The sequence below is a fragment of the Cronobacter turicensis genome (assembly GCF_041222865.1).
In the GTDB taxonomy this organism is placed as follows: Bacteria; Pseudomonadota; Gammaproteobacteria; order Enterobacterales; family Enterobacteriaceae; genus Cronobacter; species Cronobacter turicensis.
The window spans coordinates 196,978-212,271 of the sequence record NZ_CP165997.1; the positions used below are offsets into that span (position 1 = coordinate 196,978).

Annotated in this window: 12 protein-coding genes; 5 read left to right on the forward strand and 7 right to left on the reverse strand. The window is 59.7% G+C overall.

The features are described 5' to 3' along the window. Nucleotides 1-47 precede the first annotated feature (47 nt). Nucleotides 48-620 (reverse strand): GNAT family N-acetyltransferase, encoded by a 573-nt coding sequence (locus AB8W27_RS00905; RefSeq protein WP_041924033.1) that lies wholly within the window; start codon nucleotides 618-620, stop codon nucleotides 48-50. 272 nt (nucleotides 621-892) lie between these two features. Here AB8W27_RS00905 and AB8W27_RS00910 point away from each other — a divergent pair, with 272 nt between their 5' ends. Further along, the gene (locus tag AB8W27_RS00910) at nucleotides 893-2,497 is read left to right on the forward strand and encodes an STY4199 family HEPN domain-containing protein (RefSeq protein ID WP_015742842.1); all 1,605 of its coding nucleotides are present in this window, start codon (nucleotides 893-895) and stop codon (nucleotides 2,495-2,497) included. A 77-nt stretch (nucleotides 2,498-2,574) separates the two neighbouring features. Here AB8W27_RS00910 and gorA read toward each other — a convergent pair whose 3' ends face one another. Together gorA and AB8W27_RS00920 are read right to left on the reverse strand one after the other, a co-directional pair. Beyond that, a complete protein-coding gene (gene gorA, locus AB8W27_RS00915; protein ID WP_015742841.1) occupies nucleotides 2,575-3,927 on the reverse strand; it encodes a glutathione-disulfide reductase in 1,353 nt (450 codons plus the stop codon). 77 nt (nucleotides 3,928-4,004) lie between these two features. Next, entirely contained in the window at nucleotides 4,005-4,847 is an 843-nt protein-coding gene (locus tag AB8W27_RS00920) for a 23S rRNA (adenine(2030)-N(6))-methyltransferase RlmJ (RefSeq protein ID WP_015742840.1), read from the reverse strand. 192 nt (nucleotides 4,848-5,039) lie between these two features. Here AB8W27_RS00920 and prlC point away from each other — a divergent pair, with 192 nt between their 5' ends. Together prlC and rsmJ are read left to right on the forward strand one after the other, a co-directional pair. Continuing rightward, on the forward strand, nucleotides 5,040-7,082 hold the full coding sequence (prlC, locus tag AB8W27_RS00925; protein WP_041924219.1) for an oligopeptidase A: 2,043 nt from the start codon (nucleotides 5,040-5,042) through the stop codon (nucleotides 7,080-7,082). Between the two features lie 8 nt (nucleotides 7,083-7,090). Further along, nucleotides 7,091-7,843 (forward strand): 16S rRNA (guanine(1516)-N(2))-methyltransferase RsmJ, encoded by a 753-nt coding sequence (rsmJ, locus tag AB8W27_RS00930; RefSeq protein WP_041924032.1) that lies wholly within the window; start codon nucleotides 7,091-7,093, stop codon nucleotides 7,841-7,843. A gap of 97 nt (nucleotides 7,844-7,940) precedes the next feature. Here the strand turns inward: rsmJ and uspA are convergent, their stop codons facing one another. Continuing rightward, a complete protein-coding gene (gene uspA / locus AB8W27_RS00935) occupies nucleotides 7,941-8,378 on the reverse strand; it encodes a universal stress protein UspA (RefSeq protein WP_004388310.1) in 438 nt (145 codons plus the stop codon). A 393-nt stretch (nucleotides 8,379-8,771) separates the two neighbouring features. Here uspA and uspB point away from each other — a divergent pair, with 393 nt between their 5' ends. Next, on the forward strand, nucleotides 8,772-9,107 hold the full coding sequence (uspB, locus tag AB8W27_RS00940) for a universal stress protein UspB (protein ID WP_015742837.1): 336 nt from the start codon (nucleotides 8,772-8,774) through the stop codon (nucleotides 9,105-9,107). 50 nt (nucleotides 9,108-9,157) lie between these two features. Here uspB and pitA read toward each other — a convergent pair whose 3' ends face one another. Beyond that, on the reverse strand, nucleotides 9,158-10,660 hold the full coding sequence (gene pitA / locus AB8W27_RS00945) for an inorganic phosphate transporter PitA (RefSeq protein ID WP_041924031.1): 1,503 nt from the start codon (nucleotides 10,658-10,660) through the stop codon (nucleotides 9,158-9,160). Nucleotides 10,661-10,889: 229 nt separating this feature from the next. Between pitA and AB8W27_RS00950 the strand changes: the two genes are divergently transcribed. Then, a complete protein-coding gene (locus AB8W27_RS00950) occupies nucleotides 10,890-12,080 on the forward strand; it encodes an NAD(P)/FAD-dependent oxidoreductase (RefSeq protein ID WP_015742835.1) in 1,191 nt (396 codons plus the stop codon). 5 nt (nucleotides 12,081-12,085) lie between these two features. On the opposite strand, the gene AB8W27_RS00955 is transcribed toward AB8W27_RS00950, so the two are convergent. Together AB8W27_RS00955 and AB8W27_RS00960 are read right to left on the reverse strand one after the other, a co-directional pair. After that, entirely contained in the window at nucleotides 12,086-13,486 is a 1,401-nt protein-coding gene (locus AB8W27_RS00955) for a trehalose-6-phosphate synthase (protein ID WP_015742834.1), read from the reverse strand. A gap of 24 nt (nucleotides 13,487-13,510) precedes the next feature. Beyond that, on the reverse strand, nucleotides 13,511-14,914 hold the full coding sequence (locus AB8W27_RS00960; RefSeq protein WP_041924030.1) for a glutamine synthetase family protein: 1,404 nt from the start codon (nucleotides 14,912-14,914) through the stop codon (nucleotides 13,511-13,513). Nucleotides 14,915-15,294: the final 380 nt, after the last annotated feature.

Sequence of the window (15,294 nt, forward strand, 5' to 3'; positions counted from 1 at the left end):
CGGGGACTTGCGTAGGGTGGGTAAGCGCCTGCGCACCCACCTTTGCGTCATGGATAACGCTCCGGTAAATAGTCGCGCGCCAGCAGGCCGAACAGCCAGTCGTCATGCCACTGGCCGCCAAGAAAATAGCTCTCCCGCAGCGTGCCTTCCTGAAGAAAACCCGCCTTTTCCAGCGTCTTTTTCGAGGCGATATTGCCGCCGGTCACCGTCGCCGCGAGACGCCTCAGGCCGCAGCCTTCAAAGGCGAGACGGCAGAGCGCGCGCAACGATTCATAGCCGTAACCCCGGCCCTGAAAGGCGCTGCTCAGCAAAAATCCTACCTCCGCGATATCCTCGCCGCGCATCACAAAGCCCGTCACGCCGACCGGCTGGCCGCTGCGCTTCTCGCTTATCAGCAAACAGAGCCAACGGGCGCTTGCGGGCGTCCAGGGCGGCAGGCGCGCCGCGAAATCCTGCATCCGCTGCGCGTCAGGGCGCGGGTCGGCCACAAAGCGCATCACCTTGTCGTCACGTTGCAGGCTTAAAAAGAACGGCCAGTCGTCGGGCGAGAGAGGCCGGTAGACGAGGTGGGCAGAATCAAACGTCAGCTGGGCGTCGTTAAAGGGCGTGTCGGTGTGCATAGGGGCTCCGCGTGGTAAGGGCAGCAAACAGTGTTGCCTGAAAAGCGCGCCGCTGTCATTTCCGCCGCCGTTTTCCTGCTATTTCAGGCAGGGAACGGCGATTTTTCACGCAAAATTCGATGTGTCACTTTTTTTCCTGCCATTTTCAGCTATGTTGTTTCACTGCCCGTCAGCGCAGACAAAAAAATTCAGAAATAACAATATACTTAAGTGAAATTTCGCCCGCTCCGTTTGCGTTTTTGTCGGAGCGTTGAGCGTGAAAAGGATGCAACATGGCCCGCTCCACACAGCCTCTGGTAAGAGAAACATTTGAAACTGCGCTCACGGTTATTCGCCAGGCGTCAGTTGAAATTCTGGTTTTGCTTGGCGTTAACGTTGCGGAGGGCAAGGATCCGCAGTGGTTTTTACAGCAGCTCGATCAGGCGCGTCTGAATCTCGGCAACTGGGCGACCGTCGCCCGACGCCTGAATCTTAACGACGCCGGTATGTCGCAGTTCACGTTACAGCTGCGCCATTTACAGCAACTGGTGCCGCAGTATGAGAGCGGCCAGGATGTCACGGAAAACCAGCTCCTCGCGGCGCTGCGTTTTGTGACCTGTCTTGAAAAGGTGCGTAACCAGCAGCCGAAACTGGGTTACTCCACCGATATGGATGTGGATAAAGCGCAGATGCAGCCCGACGCGCTGCGCCAGTTGCGCGCGCTGGATCTGACGCTGCGCGGCATGGCGCGCGAAGCCTGGCCGGATGAACAACAGCGCGTTAACCAGCTTAAACAGCTGTGCGGCGGCGACAAAGTACGTCGCTGGCTGAAGATGGGCGACAAGGGCGATATCCTGAGCGGCATGTTGTTCAGCGAGCTGGCGATGCTGGTGGTGGATAAAAAGCTCTTCGCCCGTCACTACGACAAACTCTTCCAGGGCGCGACCTCGCTGACGCTGTTCGTCGAGCCGCGCAAAACGCTGCAAACCTTGCTGGATGATATCCGTGAGATCCGCAACGACGCCGCGCTCGGCAAACCGCTTTCCGGCGCGCAGGAAGTGATGCTGGATAACTATTTCAACGCCATCAGCGCGCCGCTGCATAAAGCCTGCGGCGAAGGGCGCACGCGTGTGAACCCGGCGGCGTTGATGAAAGCCGATGACGTGCAGCTGAAAGCGTTTATCGATCATGCCGCGAAGAAAAACAGCGTGGTCGGCGGCGATATCTTTGACGTTCGCGACGCCATCGAAAGCCCGAGCCGCCGTCAGGACGGCAAGCAGCAGGAGACGCGCCAGCTGGTCATGGGCGCGGTCTGGGGCGCGGTGGGTCTCGGCGCTATCGCGATGGTCGTGGGCGCGCTGTTTATCGCCAGCGATGCGCTCAGGCCGCCTGCCGCAGAGCGCGAAATGACCGCGCCCGTCGCCACGGCCATGGCCGCCGAGCCGGAGAATAACGACGATAGCCCGCGCCACAAGCTCAACAATATGGGCATCACCTGGGATGAAGAGAACCTGCATGCGGCTATCGATCGCGATGATAACGTGGTTACACGTCTCTTTCTTGAAGCCGGGATGAACTGGAAAGTCGCCTGGACCGAACAGGCGCTTGCAAAAAACCATGAAGAGACGCTGGAAACGCTGCTGCGCTACCGCCTTCAGATGGACGAGAAAAAACCGTGCCGCCGGATGATCACAACCTTAAGCCACGCGCTGTCGCAGGGTGAGAAAATGACATCCATGCGTAAGCAATATCTTCAGGCGTTTTGTACTGTGCCGGTGGTGGTGCAGCGCCAGAAGTATGAGCTTGAGCAGGCGCAGCTGCGCGCGCAGGCGAATCCGGGCGATGAAACGAAGAAATGGGTGAAGATCCGCGAAACGATTTACCAGACGATTCGGTAATTTTGCGGTAGTAAAATCGCGGCAGCAAAAAGGGGAAGCAGACGCTTCCCCTTCTTTTTACCCGCGGCGATGAACGCTTAGCGCATCGTCACAAACTCTTCCGCGGCGGTCGGGTGGATGGCGACGGTGTTGTCGAAGTCTTTTTTGGTCGCGCCCATTTTCAGCGCCACCGCAAAGCCCTGCAGCATTTCGTCCATGCCGAAACCGATCCCGTGAATGCCGACGATTTTCTCCTCCGGCCCGACGCAGACCAGCTTCATGCGGCACGGCTGGCGGTGCGTGGTGACGGCGGTGTACATCGCGGTAAACGACGATTTGTAGATTTTCACCTCCGCGTCGCCATATTGCTCGCGCGCCTGCGGCTCGGTGAGCCCGACGGTGCCGATGGGCGGATGGCTGAAGACCACGGTCGGAATGTTGTTGTAATCCAGATGCTCATCCGGCTTGTTGTTAAACAGGCGCTCGGAGAGGCGACGGCCTGCCGCGACCGCGACCGGCGTCAGCTCCACCGCGCCGGTATTATCGCCGACGGCGTAAATACCCGGCACGTTGGTATTCTGATATTTATCAACGACGATATAGCCTTTTTCGTTGGTTTTAACGCCCGTTGCCGCCAGGTTGAAATTATCCGTTTCCGGCTCGCGGCCAATCGCCCAGATCAGCGCGTCGACGGTTTCTGAACGGCCATCTTCCAGGCGCAGCGTCAGGCTGCCATCGCTGTTTTTCTCCACGGCTTTCGGCGTCGCATGGGTATGCAGCTGCGGGCCTTCGGCCTGCATCACTTCCACCAGCGTTTCGGAAAGCATCGGATCGAACGTGCGCAGCGGCGCGTGCTTACGCACAAACAGGTGCGTCTTTGCGCCCAGCGCGTTGATAACGCCCGCCAGCTCGACAGCGATATAGCCCGCGCCGACGACCGCCACGCGTTGCGGCATCGCCGACAGCGCGAAGAAACCGTCAGAATCGATACCGTATTCGGCACCCGGAATATCAGGGTGGCTCGGACGGCCGCCGGTCGCGATCAGGATATGATCGGCAGTGATCCGCTCGCCGTTCACTTCAACGGTATGCGCGTCCACAAAGCGGGCGTAACCCTGGATCACATCGACGTTATTCTTGCCCAGCACGTTGTCATATGACGTATGGATGCGGTCGATATACGCGGTGCGGCTCGCCACCAGCTTCTGCCAGTCAAAATGATTGACGGTGGTGTCGAAGCCGTAATCCGGCCCGTAAAGATGGATAGCCTCGGCGATTTGCGCGGCGTGCCACATGATTTTTTTCGGTACGCAGCCCACGTTGACGCAGGTGCCGCCCAGCGCTTTGGCTTCAATCAGGGCGCATTTCTGGCCGTACATGGCCGCACGGTTGACAGAAGCGATACCGCCACTGCCGCCGCCGATGGCGAGGTAGTCGTAGTGTCTGGTCATGGCTGTTACCTTTTAATAATGATGCGAATTAACGCGATTGTAGTCCTGACGAGCCAGGGTTCCACCTATAGCTGCGATTACTCCGGCACAACCCATTTAAGCGTCGTGTGGCCGGTGCCCGCCGGAACCAGCGCCTTGTGCAGCCACGGCAGCAGCGTCCCCATTTGCTGCTCAAGCTTCCACGGCGGGTTGATAACCACCATGCCCGAGGCGGTCATGCCGCGCTGATCGCTGTCCGGGCGTACCGCCAGCTCGATTTGCAGAATGCGGCGAATGCCGGTGGATTCCAGATCGTTCATCATACGCTTGATTTGGTTGCGTAAGACGACCGGATACCAGAGGGCATAGACGCCCGTCGCAAAGCGTTTGTAGCCTTCGTTGATGCCCTGAACCACCGCCTGGTAGTCGGTTTTGATTTCATACGGCGGGTCGATAAGGATCAGGCCGCGGCGCGAAGCGGGCGGCAGCTTCGATTTCAGCTGCTGATAGCCGTCGGCGCGCTCGACGCGGGCGCGTTCATCTTTCTGAAATTCGCCGCGCAGCAGCGGGAAATCGCTCGGGTGCAGCTCGGTCAGTTGCAGGCTGTCCTGCGGGCGCAGCAGCTGGCGCGCGATAAGCGGCGAGCCGGGGTAGTAGCGCAGCTGGCCGCTGCGGTTGAAATGCGATACCGCGCTGATGTATGGCTCAAGCTCGGCGGGCAGATCGTCCCGCTGCCAGATGCGCGCGATGCCTTCAAGATATTCCCCCGTGCGCTCGGCATGTTCGCCGCTCAGCAGATAGCGCCCGGCGCCCGCGTGGGTATCCAGATACAGAAACGGTTTGTCTTTCTCTTTGAGCGATTCAATGATCAGGCTCTGGACGGTATGTTTGAGGACATCGGCGTGGTTGCCGGCGTGGAAGCTGTGGCGGTAACTGAGCATGGAGGATGGGTTTCCAAAAGGCGTAAATGAACATCGATTCTGGACAGTATACCGGAAAGTGACCGCTTACGGGATGTGCTGTCGTGGCGGGTAAAGCCCAGCGCCAGCCATTGAAATTAACTACACTAAACCCCATGCTACAAGACATTGTCGCTGCAAGATGCGCTTAACAACACTAATCAGGACGCGCTTATGACCAATCCATTACTGACGCCTTTTGAACTGCCGCCGTTTTCCTCCCTTAAACCCGAGCATGTGGTGCCAGCCGTGACAAAGGCGCTGGAAGATTGCCGCGCGCAGGTGGAGGCGGTAGTCAGCCGCGGCGCGCCTTACAGCTGGGAATCGCTCTGCCAGCCGCTGGCGGAAACCGACGACCGACTGGGCCGTATTTTCTCGCCGGTCAGCCATCTGAACTCCGTGAAAAACAGCCCGGAGTTGCGCGAAGCCTATGAGCAGACGCTGCCGCTGCTCTCTGAATACAGCACCTGGGTGGGCCAGCACGAAGGGCTTTACCAGGCCTATCGCGATTTACGCGACGGCGAGAACTACGCGAAGCTCGACACCGCGCAGAAAAAAGCGGTCGATAACGCGCTGCGCGATTTCGAGCTTTCCGGCATTGGCCTGCCGAAAGAGAAGCAAAAACGCTACGGCGAAATCGCCGCGCGCCTCTCTGAGCTTGGCTCGCTCTACAGCAATAACGTGCTGGACGCGACGCAGGGCTGGACGAAACTGATTACCGATGAATCTGAGCTTTCCGGGATGCCGGAAAGCGCGCTGGCGGCCGCGAAAGCGATGGCCGAAGCCAAAGAGCAAGAAGGCTTCCTGCTGACGCTCGATATCCCAAGCTACCTGCCGGTGATGACCTACTGCGACAATCAGGCGCTTCGCGAAGAGATGTATCGCGCCTACAGCACGCGCGCCTCCGATCAGGGGCCGAACGCGGGCAAATGGGACAACACGCCGGTGATGGAAGAGATCCTGGCGCTGCGTCACGAGCTGGCGCAACTGCTGGGCTTTGACAGCTACGCTGACAAATCTCTCGCCACCAAAATGGCGGAAAACCCGCAGCAGGTGCTGGATTTCTTAACCGATCTGGCCAAACGCGCGCGTCCGCAGGGCGAAAAAGAGCTCGCTCAGCTTCGCGCCTTCGCCAAAGCGCACTTCAGCGTCGACGAGCTGCAACCCTGGGATATCGCGTACTACAGCGAAAAACAGAAGCAGCATCTCTACAGCATCAGCGATGAGCAGCTGCGCCCGTACTTCCCGGAAAACAAAGCGGTTAACGGCCTCTTTGAAGTGGTGAAACGCATTTACGGCATCAGCGCCAAAGAGCGCAAAGATATCGACGTGTGGCACCCGGACGTGCGCTTCTTCGAGCTGTATGACGAGAGCGGCGAGCTGCGCGGCAGCTTCTACCTCGATCTCTACGCGCGTGAGAACAAGCGCGGCGGGGCGTGGATGGACGACTGCGTCGGCCAGATGCGTAAAGCGGACGGCTCGCTGCAAAAACCGGTCGCCTACCTCACCTGTAACTTTAACCGCCCGGTGAGCGGCAAACCGGCGCTGTTCACCCATGACGAAGTGATCACGCTGTTCCATGAATTTGGCCACGGTCTGCACCATATGCTGACCCGCATCGAAACCCCAGGGGTGGCGGGGATCAGCGGCGTGCCGTGGGATGCCGTCGAGCTGCCGAGCCAGTTTATGGAAAACTGGTGCTGGGAGCCGGAGGCGCTGGCGTTTATCTCTGGCCATTATGAAACCGGCGAGCCGCTGCCGCAGGCGCTGCTGGATAAAATGCTGGCCGCGAAAAACTACCAGGCGGCGATGTTCATCCTGCGCCAGCTGGAGTTCGGTCTGTTCGATTTCCGTCTGCATGCGCAGTTCAGCCCGGAGCAGGGCGCGAAAGTGCTGGAGACGCTCGCGGAGATCAAAAAACAGGTCGCCGTGGTGCCGGGCCCGACCTGGGGCCGCTTCCCGCACGCGTTCAGCCATATCTTCGCGGGCGGCTACGCCGCAGGCTACTACAGCTACCTGTGGGCCGACGTACTGGCGGCGGATGCGTATTCCCGTTTTGAAGAAGAGGGGATTTTCAACCGCGAAACCGGGCAGGCGTTCCTTGATAACATCCTGACGCGCGGCGGCTCTGAAGAACCAATGGAGCTGTTCAAGCGCTTCCGCGGCCGCGAGCCGCAGCTCGACGCGATGCTGGAACACTACGGCATCCAGGGCTGACAATACGCGTGAACATTTGTCTTATTGATGAAACAGGCGCCGGAGACGGCGCCTTATCTGTTCTGGCGGCCCGCTGGGGGCTGACGCACGACGCGGATAACCCGATGGCGTTGGTGATGACGCCTGCGCATCTTGAACTGCGCAAGCGCGACGAGCCAAAGCTTGGCGGGATTTTTGTCGATTTCGTCGAGGGCGCGATGGCGCACCGGCGTAAGTTCGGCGGCGGACGCGGCGAGGCGGTGGCGAAAGCGGTCGGCATTAAAGGCGGCTACCTGCCGCAGGTGGTGGACGCCACGGCGGGACTTGGGCGCGATGCGTTCGTGCTGGCGTCGGTGGGGTGTCACGTGCGAATGCTGGAGCGCAACCCGGTTGTCGCGGCGCTGCTGGACGACGGCCTGGCGCGCGGCTATCAGGATGCGGAGATCGGGCCGTGGCTGCGCGAGCGGTTACAGCTTATTCACGCCTCCAGCCTGACGGCGCTTGACGCGATAACGCCGCGCCCGGATGTGGTCTATCTCGATCCGATGTTTCCGCATAAGCAGAAAAGCGCGCTGGTGAAAAAGGAGATGCGGGTGTTTCAGTCGCTGGTGGGGCCGGATCTGGACGCCGACGGCTTGCTGGCGCCCGCCCGCAGGCTCGCCATGAAGCGCGTGGTCGTCAAACGCCCGGATTACGCGCCGCCGCTCGGCGACGTCGCGACGCCAAACGCCGTAGTGACGAAAGGCCATCGGTTTGATATCTACACGGGCACGCCAGCCTGACAACGATTGGCTTCAGTGTGGCGCTGCCGTCCGGCAGCGCCTTTTTCACGGTTAAAGGCTCGTAGGGCGGGTAAGCGTCGCGCACCCGCCGCCACCCTTACGCCTCTTCGTCGTCGCGCAGCGGGACGATCAGCATATCGATATGAACGGTGTTGATGAGCTGACGGGCGGAAGACATCAGCTTGCTCCAGAAATCCTGATGATGTCCGCACACCACCAGATCCACATCGTATTTCTTAATGGCGTCGACCAGCACCTGGCCCAGATCGCCGCTGCCGCTCAGGGTTTCGGTAATCGGATAGCCCGCATTGGTGGAAAGCTCAGTCAGCGCGTGGTGCGTCTCTTCAGAGATACGCTTCTGCATGTCGCCCAGGTTAACGTCGATCAACCCGGTGTAAAGGTCGGAATAATTCACATCGACATGAATCAGAGAAATTTTCGCGTTGTAGGGACGCGCCATGGATACCGCTTTATCTACCAGTACCTTACTTTCAGGGGACAGATCGACCGCGATAAGAATATGTTTATAAGCCATAGTGTTACTCCTTCCATAAGATGTCGATGACCAGTGGACTGGATGGCGCAAGCTACCTGCGGCGTCATCCCCGTGCCCGCGTCCTGCGTACCACAATCGCGGGAACTCATTCCGGCGTAAAGACTTAGTGCTAAAGCTAATTTTACCTTATAGCGCCCTGGTACATCCGTCAATCCGCCGGGGTCGCATACATTTAAGCGGAAAATGGGTCAGCAAGCGTTGATAAGGATTAACGATGTGGTAAAAAAATTACCGGATCTCCTACACTATTAAAAAAGCCGTTCGGGTGAATAAATGTGAACCCGATCGATTTTCACGCATGCACGCTTCACAGAACAGTCTTTCAGGTATTGGGGAGCCATTGCTTTCCATGCGAGTCGTCGGGGGGAAAGTATGATCAGCACCGTCGCGCTGTTTTGGGCCTTATTCTTGGTTTGCGTTATTAATATGGCGCGTTATTTCTCATCGTTACGCGCGCTGCTGGTGGTGCTACGGGGATGCGATCCGCTGCTGTATCAGTATGTGGATGGCGGCGGCTTTTTTACCGCGCATGGTCAGCCGAGTAAGCAGATTCGCCTCGTCTGGTATATCTACTGGCAGCGTTATCTCGATCATCATGACGACGAATTTATTCGCCGCTGCGAACGTGTGCGCCGCCTGTTTATTTTGACCAGCGCTTTATGCGGGCTGGTGATTATTAGCTTAATCGGCCTGATGATTTGGCATTAAAAAAGCGGGTCAGTTTCCTGACCCGCTTCTTACCGTTCACGCCAGTTCGCTTATACGAAACGCAACGCAATCCAGTACAGCACGCCTGAGAGCAGGATAGATGCCGGCAGGGTGAAGACCCATGCCATCAGGATGCTGGTGACGGTTTTGCGCTGCAGACCGCCGCCGTCGACGATCATGGTGCCCGCGACAGACGATGACAGCACGTGCGTCGTGGAAACCGGCATACCGGTGTAGCTCGCGATGCCGATGGACACTGCCGCCGTCATCTGCGCCGACATGCCCTGTGCGTAGGTCATGCCTTTCTTACCGATTTTCTCACCGATGGTCGTCGCCACGCGGCGCCAGCCAATCATCGTACCCACGCCAAGCGCCAGCGCGACCGCCATGATTATCCAGACCGGCGCATACTCGATGGTGCTGAGCATGTCGGCTTTCAGGTTCTTCAGCAGACGCTGATCGTCGGCGCTGGTCTCTTTGAGCTTCGCCACTTTATCGGTGGTGTCAGAGATGCACAGCATGATGCGGCGCAGATGGCTGCGCTGTTCCACGCTCAGCTTGTCGTAGCTGTCGATGTTGTTAAGCATCGTTTTAGCGCGATCCAGCGCCACGATGGCGCGGCTGGCGTCGCAGTGGAACTCTTTCGGATTATCCGTCGGGTTCACCTGCTCCGGCGTCGGGATCACCGGCTCTGTGCCTGCGACCTGACGCAGCGCCGCCGGGTGCTGCTGGAAGTACGTTTCAACGTTGCTGATAGCATCGCGGGTGCGGGTGATGTCATAGCCGGAGGCGTTCATGTTCACCACAAAGCCCGCAGGCGCCACGCCAATCAGCACCAGCATAATCAGGCCGATGCCTTTCTGACCGTCGTTCGCGCCGTGCGAGAAACTCACGCCGATAGCGGAGAGGATCAGCGCAATGCGGGTCCAGAACGGCGGTTTTTTCTTACCGTCTTTCTTTTCACGCTCGGCGGGGGTCAGGTGGATGCGGGCGCGTTTTTTGGTGCCGCTCCAGTAGCGACGCAGCAGGAACACCAGGCCGCCCGCGAACACCAGGCCGACAATCGGCGAAATGATCAGGGAGCCGAAAATGTTCAGCACTTTCGGGATATTCAGCGCATCCACCACGGAGGTGCCGGTCATCAGGGCGTTGGTGAGACCAATCCCGATGATAGCGCCGATGAGCGTATGGGAACTGGACGCCGGCAGGCCCAGATACCAGGTGCCAAGGTTCCAGATAATCGCGGCCAGCAGCATGGAAAAGACCATCGCCAGGCCATGGGCGGAGCCTACGTTAAGCAGCAGATCGGTCGGCAGCATATGCACAATCGCATAGGCTACGCTTAAGCCGCCAAGCAGAACACCGAGGAAGTTAAAGAGAGCCGCCATAGCCACCGCAAGCTGCGATCGCATAGCACGTGTGTAGATAACCGTTGCGACTGCGTTTGCCGTATCATGGAAGCCGTTGATAGCTTCATAAAACAGTACAAATCCCAGAGCAAGCAATAGTAACAGGCCAGTGTGTAAATCCAGCCCGGCAAACAAATGTAGCATAGGACGTTACGCCATTTTGAGGACATGAACGCGGCGCATTATCTAAGACAACGGCGGCGTGGGCAAAGTGAAATATAGACTTTTTTTAATCGGTGTCACTGAAGCGTCAATTTCACTAAAGAGATTACCTTTTAAATTCAATTTATTAGAAATTGTAACAGGGTTTTGTCTGGTGCGACCAGAGAGGAAACTTTACAATTCGCGGCCTTAACGGCAATGAGGAAGGGTTGTGGAACAGTTTGATGCCATCATCGTAGGGGCGGGCGCGGCAGGATTATTCTGCGCGGCGCTGGCCGGGCAGGCGGGGCGCCGGGTGTTAGTGCTGGATAACGGCAAAAAACCGGGGCGTAAAATCCTGATGTCCGGCGGCGGACGCTGCAATTTTACCAACCTCTACATTGAGCCAGCCGCTTACCTCAGCGCCAATCCGCACTTCTGTAAATCGGCGCTGGCGCGCTACACCCAGTGGGATTTTATCGATCTGGTGGGCAAGCATGGCATCGCCTGGCATGAGAAAACCCTCGGGCAGCTTTTCTGCGACGACTCGGCGGAGCAGATCGTCGCCATGCTGATGGCGGAGTGCGACAAAGGCGGCGTGACCGTGCGGCTGCGCAGTGAAGTGCTGGAGATCGCGCGCGACGACAGCGGCTATACACTGACGCTCAATGGCGGCGCGGCGCAGACGCCGAAGCTGGTCATCGCCAGCGGCGGCCTGTCGATGCCGGGCCTCGGCGCCACGCCGTTTGGCTATAAAGTGGCGGAGCAGTTCGGCCTGAAGGTGTTGCCGACCCGCGCGGGCCTGGTGCCGTTTACGCTGCATAAGCCGTTGCTTGAGCAGATCCAGACGCTTTCCGGCGTCTCGGTGCCTGCGGTCGTCACCGCCGATAACGGCACCGTCTTTCGCGAAAGCATTCTCTTTACCCATCGCGGGCTTTCCGGCCCGGCGATTTTGCAGATCTCCAGCTACTGGCAGCCGGGGGAGTGGGTCACCGTTAACCTCCTGCCGGATACGGACGCCGGGGCGTTTATCGACGAACAGCGCGCCGCGCATCCGAATCAGAGCCTGAAAAACACGCTCGCCATGCTGCTGCCGAAGCGGCTGGTGGAGTGCCTGCAAAGCCTCGGGCAACTTCCGGATGTGACGCTGAAACAGCTCAACAGCCGTCAGCAGCAGGAACTCCTGGAGACGCTGCACGGCTGGCGCGTCCAGCCCAACGGCACCGAAGGCTACCGCACTGCGGAAGTGACGCTCGGCGGGGTGGATACCCATGAGCTTTCCTCCCGCACCATGGAGGCGCGCAACGTGCCGGGGCTCTATTTTATCGGCGAAGTCGTGGACGTCACCGGCTGGCTGGGCGGTTATAACTTCCAGTGGGCCTGGAGCTCTGCCTGGGCCTGCGCCCAGGCGCTTGCCGAATAACGTCGTCAGTAGAGATTCTGCGGCGTGAAAATACCGCGCTGGCGTGGAAAGCGCGGCGGCGCGGGCATGCCATCCAGCGCGTCGAGAAAGGCGCTCGCCCACCACTGATTATCATACTGTCGCACCTGCGTGAGCAGCGCCGCATGGCGCTGTTTTCGCTCCGCCAGCGGCATCGCGAGCGCCGAATGCAGCGCTTCGCTAAGCTCGCTGGCGTCATACGGGTTGACCACCATCGCGCCTTTCAGCTGCTCCGCCGTGCCGCTGCACTGCGAGAGGATCAGCACGCCCGGATCGGCGGCGTCCTGCGCCAGGACATAGGCTTTCGCGCTCAGGCTCACGCCTTCTGACAGTGGCGTAAACAGCGCGGCGCGGGAGCGTGCGTAAATCCCGGCGATAGCGCGCCGGTTCAGCGCGTCGTTATGCAGATAATTCACCGGGAACCAGCTCAAATCGCCAAACGCGCCGTTCACTTCGCTGCAAAAGCGCGCCAGCTGCCGCTCAAGCTGCGGCGAGAAGTGCGGGTACTCTTTCGCCGGGTCGCTCAGCTGCAACAGCGTGACGTCGCGCAGGTATTGCGGATGGTTGTTCAGCAGGTTACGCATGGCGTCGATACGGTAGTGAATGCCGCTGATATCGTTTATCACATCGTCGCTGACGATAAGCTTACGCGAATATAACGCGCCGTTTTTTTGGGCGAGCGGCGCGTGGCGTGTCGGGCGATGCGTCGCCACGCCGCAGGGAAACACGCCGACGTTAATAATGTGACCGTTGACCCGAAGCGTGGTGGCGGACAGCCGCTCCGTGCGGTAGTGGCGCATCACGCACAGCAGGAAATTATTCACATCGCTGCCGGACTGAAACCCAATCAGATCGTAGAAAAAGAGCGAGCGCATCAGCCAGTCATGCTCCGGCAGCGTTCTGAACACATCGCCTGGCGGGAACGGCTGATGCAAAAAGAAACCACACGGGTTCAGCAGGCCCGCCTCTTTCAGGCCGCGTCCGAGCGGGATCAGGTGATAATCCTGCACCCAGACGATGTCATCCGGGCAAATCTCCTCAGCCGCCATCTCCGCCACCGCCTCGTTCCACGCTTTATAGGCGCTGAACGCGCTTTTCTGGTGCGTGGCGAGATCGGGGCGGTTATGGAACACCGGCCACAGCGCCTGATGCACGTAGCCGTGATAGTAATCGGTATATTCCGCAGGCGACATATCCCAGCGCTGGCGCGTATAGCCCGCCGTTTCCCGCACCGCGATGCGGCGTGGTTCCCCGGCAAGGCCGACAGCGCCGCTCCAGCCCATCCACAGGCCGCCGCGCTGGCGCATGATGTCGTGCAGGGCTTCCGCCTGCGCATCGGCGCCGTGCGGCACGCCGCAGCGGCTGGATATCATGACTAAGCGAGACATGACTCACCTCTTTTTTCCGCGTGATTAATGGTGATGGGCGCGTATTTCCGCGTCGGTGACTTCACTTTCGAACCGGGCCAGCTCCTGACGTTTGCAGGCAAGCCAGGCGTCGCTGAACGGCGCGCCCAGCTGTTGCCGAAGCCAGTCCGCCTCCTGAAAACGCGCGAGCGCGTCCGGCCAGAAGAGCGGCAGTGCAGGCAAATCTGTGCTCGCGCCCGCCTCCGGCAGCGTTAACGGATGATCAAGGCCATAGAGAATGCCCGCGAGCGCCGCGGCCGCCACGAGATACGGGTTGGCGTCGGCGCTCGCCAGCCGGTATTCGATACGTTGACGGGTCGGGTCCGCGCAGGGCAGGCGCAGCGCCGCCGAGCGATCGTTATAGCCCCACGAGGAAAACAGCGGTTCGTTCAGGCTCTTACGCAGCCGCCGGAAGGCATTCGCGCCCGGCGTGACCAGCGCGACGCTTGCGGGCATCAGCGCCAGCAGGCCGCTCAGGCTGCGGCGCATCATTACGTTCGGGCTGCCCGCCGCGCCCGTGAAAAGGTTATTGCCCTGCGCGTCGTTCAGGCTGATATGAACGTGCAGGCCGCTGCCTGCCAGCTCAGAACGCGGTTTGGCCATAAAACTTGCGAAGTAGCCCTGTTTTTCCGCCACCTGATGCGCCAGCCGCCGCGCCGCCAGCACCCGATCGCACATCTCCACCACGCGCGGGGTGTGGTTAAAATTGAGTTCGAACTGGCCCGCTTCCGCTTCCGCCACGATGCCGCAGACAGGCAAACCCTGGCGTCGCGCTTCGGTTTCCATCGCCTCCAGCAGCGCGCTGTCGCGGCCCGGCATGTCGATATCAAAACAGCGCGACGTCGGCGGCGCGCCGTCCTGCGCCTGTAAATAAAACTCCACCTCCGGCGCGATGACCGGATAGATGCCGCGCGCATGGAACTGCGCCAGCAGGCGCTCCAGCACGACGCGCGGCTCCAGCGCGCAGCCTGCGCCGTCAGGGTCCTGCATCGCGAGCAGTAACTGGGCGTGATGTTCCGGATCGCTTGCGCAGGGGCGCAGCGTGCCGCTGACCGGCAGGCAGAGCCTGTCCGGCTCGTGCCGGGCGACGGCGCTTTCAACGACGCGCCCCTCGGTATCCATGGCATACACCGACAGCGGGAAATAGCAGCCCTGCGCCAGCGCGCGCAGGCTCTCAGCGCTGATGCGCTTGCCGCGGCGGCAGCCGTTCAGGTCATGCAGATAAATATCGACGTGGCGGGTATGCGGATATTCACGCAGGTAAGCGTCGGCCTCCTGACGAAAGGAAACCGGCGCGCCCGCCAGCATCCAGGTATTCAGCAACGTAGAGAACATCATCGGTTCCTGACCGGAAGGCGCCGCTGTCGGGCTCAGGGGTTTAAACCAGGGAGTAAGGGCAAAGGAGAACATAGGTCACGCTTCTTGTGAGCCGCTCGGGCGATGGTCAAAGGCTAGCGTTTTCCTGCAGGCGGCGGTGTAAAAATCCCGTAAAAAGAAAGGCCTGGCGTATAAAAATGGCGTTTATTCTTCGGCGAATGAACGGGTTGCGCAGCGCGTGTCGGGGTCGATGAAAGAGGAGTAACAAACGAATGTAGTGAGAGTCGATAGTCTGTTTTATCGCCAGCCGTTAACGTTGCGCCCCGTCAGAGGAAGCACATACGGAGCGCACTTCCTGACCGGGTAAGGAGCAACAACACGAGACGGTAACGATCGCGATGCGTTTTTTAATAATGTTTTTTATTTTACCTCACTGCTTGCAGCCCCGGCCTTCAGCGCCGCGCTGCCCCCGT